Below are 13,704 nucleotides of genomic sequence, written 5' to 3' on the forward strand. Positions count from 1 at the left end.
TGAAGCTGTCCGGGATTTTGAGTGTCGATCCGTGCCACATAAGAAGAATCTTTGTGGGTAGATCCTAAGGCACCGGTCCATCTTTTGACTTTCATACCATTAAGGTCTTTATCCAGTAATTCTACTTGAACCGATCCCCCGTGGCTAAACAATTTCACTGTTGATCCTGAACCGTACTTTTCTCCGTTGACATTGAAATAAGGGTTGGGGTGAAAAGCTGTTTGAATCTTGGAGGCTACTTCATTGGAACCATAGATCAAGGTATTTCGTACTGCTTTACGGACTGAACTTCTCTCTCTGTAAACCGATGCCAGCTGACTGTTATAAAGCTTCTCCAGTTCGGCTTTCCCTCCTACACTTGCCAAGGCATTCGCATCAATACCTTGCGTCTCTATACTGATGCTTGCGGACCAGCCGGAAGCTTTATTGCCCGATACTTTGGCGTGTAGGATAAAAGCGGGGCTGTTATAATACACATTTTTCGAAGCGGATAGTCGATTGAATAATGTAGAAAACTTATCGTCGGCAAAAGCTTCTTCTATTTCACCAATAGAATAAAGATGAAGTCCCGTTTGTCCATTAAAATCACTTACGGCCTTCTCCAGCATACCTCCGCTAAGAGAAATCTCTTCTATTAAAGACTTGAAAGCCTCATGGATATTCTCATTCTGAACCAGATTATCCTTCAGCTGATTGATGTATTCGTCATGTTCTCCTGCGTAGGTGGCGGAGTACATGGCAAAGAAGTTAAGAATCTGCTCTACTCGGGTTTTTAGTTTAGCGACACTTTCCTGAGTGGCATTACTCACCTCCTGAAGGTTTTCTCCTTCTAGAAGTTGCTCTTCCTCCTGACCAAGCACCGAAATACTGAGCAGAAAGAAGAATGCTGTGAGATATATTTTGAACCTTTTCAACATATTATTTCTTGATTAATTTTAAGGTTTTGGAGGTTTGACCTGTTATAATATGGATGATATAAACACCAATTGGCATACCCTGAAGATCGATCAGCTGTTCGGCATTTAAAGCGTGAATCACCTTGTGCCTATATTCTTTACCCTGAAGGTCCAATAGTCTCCATTCTACACGGGCTGGCACAGACAACCCAATTGCTAGGGTAGCATAAGAAGAGGTAGGGTTAGGATATACCTTTGCGGTTTGAATTTCTAAAAGTTCTACCAGCTTCGGTGCGTCTCCTTCTTCTTCATTATCTGGTTGACGGGCATTATCTATCTCATTAGGGTCTATCACCGTGATAACTTTGGAAGTGACCGCATCACAAATACCATTATCTGTACTCATCGTGACCGTATAATCACCAGTCTGGAAATAACGGTAAACGGGGTTTTCTTCTTCTGAAGTGGCACCGTCTCCAAATTGCCAGAAAAAGGACTGAGGATCATCATATGAAACCTGCACAAACTGAACGGGCTCCCCCTGATGGACCACCGTAGACACTAAGAACTTCGCTACCATTTGTTTGTCTGTCATAAGCATTTCTACCGTATCGGTAGAAGAACACCCTGAGGCATCACGGATCGTCAGCCAGTATTTACCTGCTTCATTCACTTCCAGGTAAGCCTGATCACTTAAAACACCTTTTTCACTGTTCCATTCAAAAGTACGTCCCTCTTTTTCAGGTACTGTGGTTTGCAAGATACTTCCGTCCTGGCAAAGCAATTGATCTTCTCCTAATCGAGGATGAATATCATCTCCAACTTCAATAAAGACTTCATCTCTGATCGTACAGCCGTTCGCTGTTGTCACATTGACCCAGTACTGTCCTGTTTCACTGACCTCAAAATATCTTGCTGTTGTACCATTGGACCAGTAATAGTCTGTTCCTTCTCCTGCATCCAGGATGGTAGATGTTCCGAAACAAATTTGATGATCTGGACCAAGGTCTAAAGAAGGAGTAGGTACAATTTCTACACGAACAGTTTGCTGTACTTCACATCCACCCGGAGAAGTAACCGTAACACTATAGTCACCTGTTTCTGTAACGGTGATAAATTTATCAGTTTCACCAGTAGACCATAAAAAGTCACCTACATAGTAATTAGGATCTATAATTACACTTCCACAACCTGACAGATAAGTGGGCAGTTCCAGTTGAGGTACTTCATTGAACTGTACATTGACTTGTGCTGTAGAGCTACATCCATATTGATCTGTTGCTGTTACGGAGTAATCTCCACTGCTGTATACAATAAGTGATGATGCTCTTGATCCATCCGACCATAAATAACTTAAGTTACTATCGCCTTTGGGATCTAACTCCACTCTTTCTCCTCGGCAGGCATTAATAGAGGCGGGAAGCTGAAGTGCTGGAGGAGTATGCACTGTTACTTCAACAGACTGTGAGGCTGAACAGCCATTTTCATCAACCACCATCAATGTATAAGTACCACTTTTTGTTACTGTGATATCTGAAGTATTTTCTCCTGTTGACCAGAAATAAGTCATATTACTTACTCCTGATGTAATATGTACCTGACTGCAACCTTCCAATGTCTCTGGGAAGGTAATCACTGGCGGACGATGTAATATTAGCTCCACTTGCTGTGTCGAAGAACATCCTGATACTGGATCTGTCAGCTGTACAGAATAAGTACCGGTCTGAGTCACCGTTCGTTGTGGTGTAGTGAGGTGATTTTCCCACAAAATCACATAAGGCGTACCTGAAAGATCAAAAGTATATTCTTCTGCACAAACTGTAAGAGTAGAAGGTAATAACGTTGTAATTTCAGGTTGGATCTGAATTGTTTTCTCAATAGTCTCACCATCACAACCTGAAAGAGTAAGCGGTGTTAAGGTAACGGTATAATTACCCGAAGTACTATACTGATGTGAAGGTTGTGTTCCTAAATAGGTTTGACCATCGCCAAAGTCCCATGCAAAAGTAACCACTGAGTTTGGATCTTTAATCTCCTGAAAATGGACCTGATAACTATCACAACTAACCTTAAACTCAAAATCAACTTCAGGTCGCTTATAAACCTTCACCTGATGAAACTGAGAAGCAATACATCCATTCTCACTTGTTGCTGTCAGAGAAACAGTATAGGTTCCTTCCTTTTTATATGTTTTAGAAGGTGATGCAATAGAGCTATTCGTACCGTCGCCAAAGTCCCAGTACAATTGATCTGTTGAAGTTGTTGAAAATTGAATGGCCTCACCCAAACATACATCCTGATACACAAAATCAACTGTAGTTTGTGGTAGTACTTCCACATAAACATAAGCCGTTGTAGCACATTCATTGCCCTCTTTAGAAACTTCTACACTGTATAAACCTGAAGTACTCGCTTCGATACGTCGGGTTGTTTCACCTGTATTCCACAAATAATTATATCCTGATAAACCAACATCTAAAGTAGCGGTCTCACCAAAACATAATTTTCTATCTGCCCCTAAATCCACTTGTGGAGTTCTCTGAAGGGTCAAATTTACAGTATCACGGCCACTGCATCCATTGACAGGGTCTGTCACTTCAACCCAATACAATCCAGAGGTTCCAACTGCAATAGAAGGTGTTGTAGCTCCATTAGACCACAAATACTCGTACCCTTCATAGCCGGCCTCCAGCTCAGTTCTATCACAAAAAACTCTATCTTCTCCCAACGAAGGCTTAAGTTCACTATTCAACTGTAATGCAATTTCTTTTGTAAAATTACACTGCTCATTCGTTACCGTAACACGGTAGGTACCTGAGGTTGTAACTTTCAATTGGTGATTCGTTTCTGACAAAGTAGTGTTTGTTGTCACATTAAACCATTCATAAGAAGTGCCTCCTTCTGGAGCATTAAGTGTATAATTATCAGCACACAGTGATAGTGATGGAGCCCACTGAGGCGTAAGGTCTTCATGAATTTGAACCTGCTGCTGTAATGTATAAGTCTTTGTTTGATTTCCTACTTCTGCAAGTACTATAAGTTGTACATCATAATTTCCCGATTGCAGGTAAGCATATTCAAGATTTTCCTGCTGAGACCTTGTTCCATCACCTAAATCCCATTGATAACTTACATTTTTTAATGCAGCAGTAATACCTTGCACCGAAAACTGAGTAGTCTCTCCTATGCAACCTTCGTTGATTTGCAAGGCTAATGAAGGACAATCTTCAATTGTCACTTCTTGCATTAACTCTTCACTACATCCATAAGTATTGGTGAATTTAAAATGCAATTGATGTGTTCCTGCTTCCAATTGTAGAGGTGTATTGCTATCTACTTCTTTCCAGTCGTCACCCTCTTTATAAGTAAATGACAATGGAGAAGAATAAACTGTATTATTTTCAATTTGAACACCTTCTGATGCACATGTATAATTTAGAGTAACATTTGGTGTAATTGGTGGCAATGCGATCACTTCTGTTTGCAGGTGGAATTGTTGACCTGTTATGGTATTTGAGGCCGTTAGAGTATAAATACCCGTTTTATTTACTTCAATTGTTTCTGTCACAGCCCCCGTATTCCATAAATAAGTATAAGGTTGTGCTCCCTCAACAGTTGGAACTAATGTTACTTTGTCACATAATTGATATTGATGAGGTAGAGATACGGGTGAAGATGTCACATAAGTAAGTGCTACTTCATCTGTCCAAGTACATCCATTATAGATGACTTCCAATTTATAAACTCCTGTTTCATTTACTTGAATTGTAGTATTTCCACTGATAAAAGTGTCATCTTTATACCATTTATATTCTTGGCCTGACACATTGGATTGTAAAGTAGTTGAAGAGAAGATGATTCTATCTGCTCCTAAATCCACGTCCAATGTCGGATGTAATTGCACATGATATGAACTTTGTGCCTCACACCCTGCAGGTGATGTAATTTTCACTTTGTAAACCCCACTTGAAGTGACTTCTAATTGAGTATTGGTTCCAATTACTTCACCAGTATCATTTGGGCCCTTATACCACTCGATTACACTATTTTCTGGTATAGATAGCGTTCCTAAAAGAGATAGGTCAAGAGTATAGGAAGTTCCACATATTGATATACTGTTAGACTGTAATGGTAATTGTATCAGAGGTTCTACATTTACTTTAGTACTATATGCACTTGAATTACATTGTGCTGCAGAACTATAATACAAACTTACTTCATAGGTTCCTTTTTTATCAAAAGTATAGCTAAATGTAGACTCTTTATTGGTCACCTTTTTCTCCTCACCATTGACTAGCCAGTAGTAGGTATTCGCTGGATCAAAATTATTGATAGTATATTCAATGGTTTCTCCATAACAAATACTTTCCTTTGATTGATTAGAAGTATAAGATGCACTTCCGTTCGCCTCAATCTGGGCAGTAGCTGTAGTTTCTTTGTAACCTAAAACTTGCTCTCCTTTTACAATGCTAAGTTTTAATTTCACTGTTTTACTTCCCACAGATGCAGGTGTGTAATCAAACTTTTCGGTACTTCCCAATGCTACTTCATCCACAAACCACTCAAACTGATAGTCGGCTCCTTCAAAAGCTCCCTCTAATGGAGTTAATGGAACTGTATTGGCAAAAGATATTTTGGTATTAGCACAAAAAACTCTTCCGTTAGGGGAAATAGCGATTGCTTCTATTGAAGGGTAAATTGTAAACTCTTTTGTGAAATCATACCTACAACCTTGGGAAGTACTGATTTCTAATGTGATAGAATACGTACCCGCTTGTTCAAATTGATAAGTAACCTTTTCAGTATTTTTCTGTTCTCCACTACTATGTGATGCCGTCCATGTATAATGAAGCTCAGACAATGAAGAAGAATAACGAATAGAAGGAGAAAACTCTAAAGTATTTCCTGCAGTTAACTGAGTTTGATCAAAAAGAAGATCTTCTATAATCGGCACAGGGTAATAGGTGACAATAATTGGAGCAGAAATCACCTCATAAAGTAATTTCCCATCTTCGATTGTCCTCTGTATTTTTAATCTGAAAATATGTATTCCTGTTGACAGATCTTCTAGTTCTAGTACTTTACTATCTGCATTTAAACTGGTTTGTATTGACCAAACAGGAGCTTCAACTGTTCCTGTATTTTTTTCCCAAACAAAGGAATCTGGTGCCAACCCTAACCCTCCTTCAGTTACAGATGTATCATCAATTTGTGGTGTAACTATTAAAAGCTCATTTTCGCAAAGCGATAACGTTGAGTTTTGGAAGGTGACAGTAGGAGGTATTATTACTTTTAGTTTTTGATCAATAGAAGTAACACACCCATATTTTTTATTACTTACTATAAGTTTCTGTGTGTAAGTCCCTGAGTTCAAATATTGATAAGATGTCTGTATGCTCGCAGAAGGACTAATGGAAAATATTTCGGAAGTGGTGCCATCTCCGTAATCCCAAAAATATTCAAAATCACTTTTATCTGTATTCGCATCTACAAAGTAGGCTGAAAAATTTACAGTTTGTCCAGCCATAAAAATAGGAGGCGTGGTGCTTCCTTCTGGAATATACCCTTCGGAAGACGTAATCAGGATCTGGTTTTCTATACCACCATCCCTATTAAAAACTGATGGAGCTTCTTTCGTTTCAACCTTAAATTCAATTTGTTGCTCACAGCCTTGTGCGTTAAAAACAATTGCTTTATACTCTCCTTCTCCTGTATCAATAGTAGTCACATTGCCTACACCTTCAATACGTTCAAAATTCCCAGTGGTCACATCTTTCATGTACCAATTGTATTCATAACCAGAATACTCTTCTTCAGTTACACCAATAGTAACAGCATTCCCCTGGCACACTCCTTTGACGGTTAAGCTACTGTATGCACCTCCAATAAATTGTTCACCGCAATCTTTTACACCTACAGTCAATACATTAGTAGAACCTGTGCTTAGGGGGATTCCTGCATCATTATCGAAATAAGCCACTTTTTCTGTCTCCACTATTCCGCCAGCAGATGCTACATTATTTTTACGCCATATCTGTCTATTGTCAGTAGAAGTCCAAAGGTCAAAATCAGTATGGTTTTCTGCTTTAGAAGCCGTTGACTCTTCTTCATTAAAATAGGTATACTCAATTCTTGAAAAAGGTTCTTTGGATGTTCGAATATCTGGGTCAATCTCTACCCTTTCCAGCTCAAAGTTCCTATTGATACTCCCTTTTCCTGCCTCTTCTCCTTTAAATCCTCTTTTACCAATTGCATCTCCAAAAGCATCATTGCTATAATCACTTGCCTGACTTACAACTAAACCTAAATTTGCAAAATTAATTGTTTTGTCTTTATTGTTTTCAATGTATCTATAATTTAAGATTTGAGACTCTCCATCTCCCTTAAATCTATGGTCTGTATCTTCATTAATTACTACTCCTTGATCTACTTCTTGGGTTTCGTCACCTGCGGCCTCACCTAATGTCAATTGAGGATAGACATCAAAACCATTTTCAGTTTTTTTCTGGAAAACAAAGTTCCCATTTTTAAAACCTACAGTATAGCCAATATTCACATGATCCTTTCCCTCTACATATACATTTCTGCCTGCTTCTTTATCAATAATAGCAGAATGTATAAACACATTTCCTATTAATTTACTGTCTTTATTTCCATAAAAAGTAATGGCCTTTTTTATATCTGATATCTCTTTATCTGGCTCACTTCTATTTTCATTTGCTTTGGAAAATAGAGTATCACCTTCTGCTACTTTTATGTTTCCGCCAATAAAAAGTTTTCCATCTTCAGCCAGTGTTATACCAGAATGCCCCTCTATATCATCTGCATCATAATTTATATCTCCTGTAATGTTTATTTCACTTCCATGATCTACTGACAATTTACTTTTGCCATAGATGCCAATACTTGTTTGTGCCTTCACTGTAAGAGAGGCATAAACCATCAATAAAGAGATAAGAATAAGCTTGTTCATGTGAATAGTTGATTTAAGCATTTATTGAGAAATTGTTTCTCTTCTTTTTTATTGTACTACACCGGTGTACATGATAAAGGCAAGAACATAAAATGGCGGACGGTTTTCGTGAGCTTGACCTTTACCATATTTATCTTCTGTTACACTAACAGTTGTAGAGTGTTTATGCCTACCTCTATTCAAATTATATGTATGTCGTACATAAGCATGTCCTCCTCCTTCGCCAGTATTATCACCTGCACCATCTGGATACCCTGTACCATTCTGTCCTACATAAAGATTCTTGTTAGAAAGATCTGTTTCTGTTACATTTACAGTAACACCAACATTATGGTCATGTTCAGGAATTTGTGCTTCTTCTAGTAGAACTTCTTTTTCTCCTCCTACTTCATTCATCTTAGCATATTTAGAATCATAGTGTTTCTTCTTTAGGTTATCTCCATTATCTTCACCATATCCCACTATAAACCGACCTGTTAAATCAGGTGCCGTAAAACCACTTTGTACATTTCCAGCATTGTTTATTTTACTATATGTTTTTCCATCACATAAAATCCAACCATCGGGTATATCACCAATTGCTCCACTCCACATAATGATGCCCCCAATTGGAGTAACACCTAATGTTGCATTATCAATTCTTTTAGCACCTGTTAAAAATGCTCCTTTTAAATCAATAGAAGTAAAATTTCCTCCTACCATTAAAGATGAAGGTGAGTTAATTGCAAAATCTAACTTATAATCTTTAGCATTAATTTTAGTGGTAATCCATGGATCAACAATATCCCAAAGTGCATCAGAATTTACTTGTCCTGTAGCTCCTTTGAACTTTAATATATTTGTTGTACCACCATTTTGAAGTAACAATCCCTTTCTAATTTCTTTCCCCCATGATTCAGAAAAAATGTTATATGATTTATCTTCTAATTGTGGTAAGATCAATCCTCCTACATCTGCTGGAGTACTTTTAGTTTCAATTTGTAGTTCAGCTGAAGCATCAGGATTCTCCGTGTTCTGACCAATTACAACTTGTGCATGACTATAAAATGGTAGAAGACTACACAATACTATGCTTAAGATATTTAATTTATTTTTCATTGAAATCTAGTTTTAATTTGTTTGACATCACCACTTCTCCAGTAGTATAGAAAATTCTGAGTTGATAGATATAAGTTGATTTATTATTAATTTTATCTTTAAAGTTATGTGTCTGTAATAAGCCAGAAATAGGTTTTATATTATTTTCCTGAGAACCTCTATATACCATAACACCTCTTGCCTTAGTTAGTAATTCTGATGACCATTGCAATTCTGCTGTTCCCTTTTTCTTTCTTGCTACTCCCTTCAATTCCACTTTATTTTCAGATAAACTTTCTGGTGCTATTTGACCACTCAATATTTCAGATCTTTTAGAGTGATTATTGGCAAAATCTACGGCTTTTAAGTAATACTCATATACTTTTCCTTCTTCCACTCTTCCATCAAGGTAACGGAAACTTTGAGCTGGGATAAGTTTTATATTCCACTGCCTAAAATCTGTTTCTGAAGCTTCTTTTCTGTAAAGATGATAACCAAAAAGATCCTCTTCTGTATTTTCTTGCCAATGTATAGAAAGACGTCCATCCACTTCTTTCACATCTAATAAATAAGGAGCTTCAGGAGGCGTCACATCTGGCAATTTTGCTTCTACTATTTTAGAGTATGGGCTTCGGTTATAACTTGTATCTACTGCCACAATTTTAAAAGCATATGGTGTTTTTACATTCTTGGGCATACGTTGATAATACTTCGTTTCTTTTATAGCAGAAGGTGTCAGTAATACATAATTATCTTCCGATGCACTTGCACTTCTAAAAACCAAATACCCTTTAAGGTCGTTTTCTGTATTAGGAGCCCAAGAAAGTACAAACTTTCCTGTATCGGCTTGTATTTGTAATTGTTTTGGAGTGGAAGGAGGAATCATATCATCCAATTGTATCATTACTGGCAATGAGTTGGCTGTATTACCTGCTTTATCAAATGATTGCGTATAGTAATAGTAAAATCCTGCTTCTGTTAAATGCTCACTAAATACAAATATATTTTTAGAAAGAGGTCTTTTATTTACCTTTTCAAAAGGGCCTTCTATATCAGTACTTCTAAAAATATTCATTCCTTCCCTATCAGCATCTTCTTCTAATTCCCAGTTAAATGTGATTTTTCCTTCTTTTGCCACCACTTTGCCTTTACGTAAGTTATAGGGAGGAAGTGGAGGGGTTTCATCTTTCATTGTTATCACCACTTCCTTAGACTTATTGAGTGGCTGTCCAAAAAAATCAATACCTTCCACACGATAGGCGTAGGTATGATTTTCTCTTACATCGGCATCATTATAAAATTCATCTGGATAAACCATATTTCCTAAGCTATCTTCATACATTGATAACATGATGGGCCTATCCGTCAACTTTTCTTCTCTATTATGGTTTTTATCAAGATCTTTTCTATAAATATTAACTCCGAAAAAACGCATTTCTTCAACTTTCCAATTGACAATCAGCTCTTTCTCTTTACGCTCTACAGTTACTTCATTTACAGCTACCCCTTTTTGATATTCTCCTACCGTAACCCATTCAGAAATACCAATTAATTGTGACTTTCCGCTTTTGTTCTCAACGACCTTATAGCGATAAGTTTGCCCTTCAATGGCATTATTATCTTTATAGTAAATCCCTAACAACTTACAGTATTGATCATTGTAAAATGATTGTACCAACATATTTCCCCATACAATTCCGTCTAAGGTGTCAAGTTTAATATCAGTAGTAGCCATATCAGTATAAAACTCCATATTGGGGTCATTCTGTATTAAAGGTTTTACCAAAGAGGTATCCCCTAAAATCCATTCGGGTGTAAGCAGTTCCCAATTAGAAGTTCCTTGTTGTTGTCTAAATACTTTGGTTCCTGCTTTCGATTTAATGGCAGGTATATACCATTTCACCTCCACCTTTCCAACATCAAAAGGTTTGTTTCTCACCACTACTTGCTGTGCAAAGGTGGTTTGAACAAAAAGAAGTATAAGGATAAGTTGTGCTAAACGCATGAATTTGTTTGTGTTTTAGTTGGAACGGGAAATACCAGCGTAAATGACTTTTTGATATAGAAAATATCATTTAAGTACTAGGACAAAAGAAATGGAACTTTTTTAATGAAGAATTAAGAATGTAGAATTATGATTCGTAAAATGGTTTTTATGGTGGTTATTAAACCCCACAATAAGAACCATAATTCTTCATTCTTCCCTCTTAATTCTTCATTTCTTTTGTCCTAGTATTTACACTAGTACTTTTAATAATTCTAGATTATCTTAACTTCGGATAGTCTTCGCTAGTACCAAAATCCCAAATTGCTGGATCATAGCCACTAAATGGAATCCATGAAGAGGTTGCTTTCTTCAAATCAGATTCTGCAAGCGACTCAAAACCGCTCACACCATCAGGACGGTTCGCGACAGGTAAAGCAGAAAGTGTAGTATAGTTTTGTCCACCATCTAAACTACCACTATTTTCATCACTCACATTATTGATCAAACTTGTATAATAGTTATAATCTCCTACATGTGTATAACTGCCTGTGGTAAAACAATGTCTAACATCTGCATTAACAAATACGTTTTGAATCAGACAAACCGTTCCTCTTGCTTTTAAAGCAGAGTATAACCCAACGTCAAAAGCCATATAAGAATCTGATAACTTCACATCAGAATTTGCATCCTCTATTAGTCTTAAAAAATAGCTTTTAGCTACTGTTCCGTGAAATGCTACTCTTTTAAGTTCCGAATTTCCTGAAGAAGTCTCAACAAAATTAGAATGAAATTCAGGAAGAGATACTTCTATTTCAAATTTGTCAATTGATACATTATTAATTTTGTTTATTATGTTACTTTTCCAATAGAGTTGCCACCAATCTCGAGATTCAGTACCAATATTTGTAACATTTAAATAAATATTTGAAATCGAAGAATTTTCAATTTCATTAGCAAATAACCCATAATAAGTTCTTCTATCAGTACTGATCTTCCCAATCTCTATATTATCAATTACACTATTACCTATATTGTAAAAAAGAGATATAAAATCTCCATGGGACCCTAACTCAGAAACAGTAATATTGCTTATCTTTGCTCCATATGTTTGATTGTACCCTGAAATCAAAAAATTTGTGATAGTTATTTTCCCTTTTATATTAACATTTGATATTTCATCATTAACTATTCTTCCAAATAATGAACTCATTACCAAAGAATCACCCTCATTAATAGTAACAGAAACATTATTTATAGTTGTTTTATGATCATCATATATACTAAAAAAACTAGAGATTTTATAGCTTTTTTGATATGTAAAATCAATATTTTCGATTAAATAGGGATCATTTTTAAAAGTTCCTACAAATCTAGCATTTTCCAGAGATATATCTGACACTCTGCTAATATCATGGGCTTGATAGGTAAAAAATGCAGATCCAGTTGATGATATTTTAATATTTTCAAAGTAGGCATCCTCTTTTCCATAAGTAACACTCACAAAAACAAAATCCTCTTCAGTATTATTATTTATATTTTTGAGATTTAAGTTCTTGATAAACTTTATCCTTGCTCTGGCAAATAGTTCTCCCTTGATATCACTAGTAATTGTTTTATTATTTCCATCAAGAGAACCATTCAATTCTAAATCATCAAATTCCTCATTTACCTCAATATCATTTTTTAGAATAAAGTCTCCGCTTATTAACGAAATATTTTTTAGGTCTTCTACTGTATAAATTGAAAAAATATCTGAGGTTAGTGTAAACTCTCCATTTTTTCCGTCCTCAACCTGAAGATTCAAAGTGCCATTTCCATCAAACTTCATAAAATCTTCTGTTGAAAAATAGATCGATGCAGTAGTAGCTCCCGGTTTTGCTAAAAGTTCACTTTCTATTGTAACCCCTTTATTATCTGAAAGTTTCACATCAAAATATTTCCTACCTGGGTAATTTGATTTGATCAAGAATTTTAAGTATTCCATATTAGCAGCTCTAACCGTATCTGTCACCAACTCAAAGTGTTCTAAATAGGGTTGTATTTGAAGTGTAAAAGAGGTTGAATCTGATTGATCTTCAGAAATAATTTTCACTTTTCGCTCTGAAAATAGATCCAATGTTTCTCCCTCTGTATATACCTCACCATCAATAAATACAGAAGCAAATCTTGAGGTATGAAAATCAGGAACAAAACTTTTCCCTTTTAAGATAGAGTTAACAAAATAGACTTTTGTGCTATCTGTGATAACAGAATCCATTTCACTCTCAATAAGCTCTGGGTTTTTATCATTTATAAAAGATATTCCGTAAATTTTCCCTTCATCATTCATTCCTTTTCGAATTGTAATCTGAACAACTCTACTTAAATTTTCATCATCTCTGTGCTTAAGCACTATGCTCATAGTATCAGAGTTAATGTCACTGGAGAAAAGTTTTACATCTACGTTACCAAGGTAATCTCCATCAGTTGTATAAACATCAGTATCAGAATTTGTTGTCAATTGAATTCCTATATCTTCCAGGTCATTTTCGTATTTCAATAAAGGTAATGCAATAGAAATATTTTCATTGAGAGAATCTATTTGCATTTCATAACGATAGGAATCATTACCATCATTAAATAAAGACGCCGACTTAATGTATAAATCAGAGATAGAATAAGGAGAGACAGCTTCTTGACGTTCTTCCTCTTTTGTACAACTTCCTAACACCACCAGTAATGATATTAGAAACATCAAAAAATTAGATAATTTCATTTGATTTAGAATAATT

The 13,704-nt window shown here is 36.1% G+C and carries 5 protein-coding genes; all 5 read right to left on the minus strand.

The window, feature by feature from the left end:
• Positions 1-917: hypothetical protein (locus tag HHU12_RS23050; RefSeq protein WP_169659100.1), on the minus strand; the 917-nt coding region annotated here is incomplete at its 3' end.
• A gap of 1 nt (position 918) precedes the next feature.
• Positions 919-7,869, minus strand: coding sequence for a PKD domain-containing protein (locus HHU12_RS23055; protein WP_169659101.1), 6,951 nt, complete (start codon positions 7,867-7,869; stop codon positions 919-921).
• 48 nt (positions 7,870-7,917) lie between these two features.
• Entirely contained in the window at positions 7,918-8,967 is a 1,050-nt protein-coding gene (locus HHU12_RS23060; protein WP_169659102.1) for a tail fiber protein, read from the minus strand.
• Positions 8,957-10,951, minus strand: a complete 1,995-nt coding sequence (locus HHU12_RS23065; protein WP_169659103.1) for a fibronectin type III domain-containing protein — start codon at positions 10,949-10,951, stop codon at positions 8,957-8,959. Before HHU12_RS23065 ends, HHU12_RS23060 begins: the two co-directional genes overlap by 11 nt.
• A gap of 259 nt (positions 10,952-11,210) precedes the next feature.
• Positions 11,211-13,688 carry a hypothetical protein gene (locus HHU12_RS23070; protein ID WP_169659104.1) on the minus strand — a complete coding sequence of 826 codons (2,478 nt, stop codon included), beginning with the start codon at positions 13,686-13,688 and terminating at the stop codon, positions 11,211-11,213.
• Positions 13,689-13,704: the final 16 nt, after the last annotated feature.

The sequence above is a fragment of the Flammeovirga aprica JL-4 genome (assembly GCF_012844305.1).
In the GTDB taxonomy this organism is placed as follows: Bacteria; Bacteroidota; Bacteroidia; order Cytophagales; family Flammeovirgaceae; genus Flammeovirga; species Flammeovirga aprica.

What these genes read in the sequence shown, in the direction of transcription:
- HHU12_RS23055 (WP_169659101.1), bottom strand. Translation starts at nt 7,869, where the DNA reads ATGAACAAGCTTATTCTTATCTCTTTATTGATGGTTTATGCCTCTCTT.
- HHU12_RS23060 (WP_169659102.1), bottom strand. Translation starts at nt 8,967, where the DNA reads ATGAAAAATAAATTAAATATCTTAAGCATAGTATTGTGTAGTCTTCTA.
- HHU12_RS23065 (WP_169659103.1), bottom strand. Translation starts at nt 10,951, where the DNA reads ATGCGTTTAGCACAACTTATCCTTATACTTCTTTTTGTTCAAACCACC.
- HHU12_RS23070 (WP_169659104.1), bottom strand. Translation starts at nt 13,688, where the DNA reads ATGAAATTATCTAATTTTTTGATGTTTCTAATATCATTACTGGTGGTG.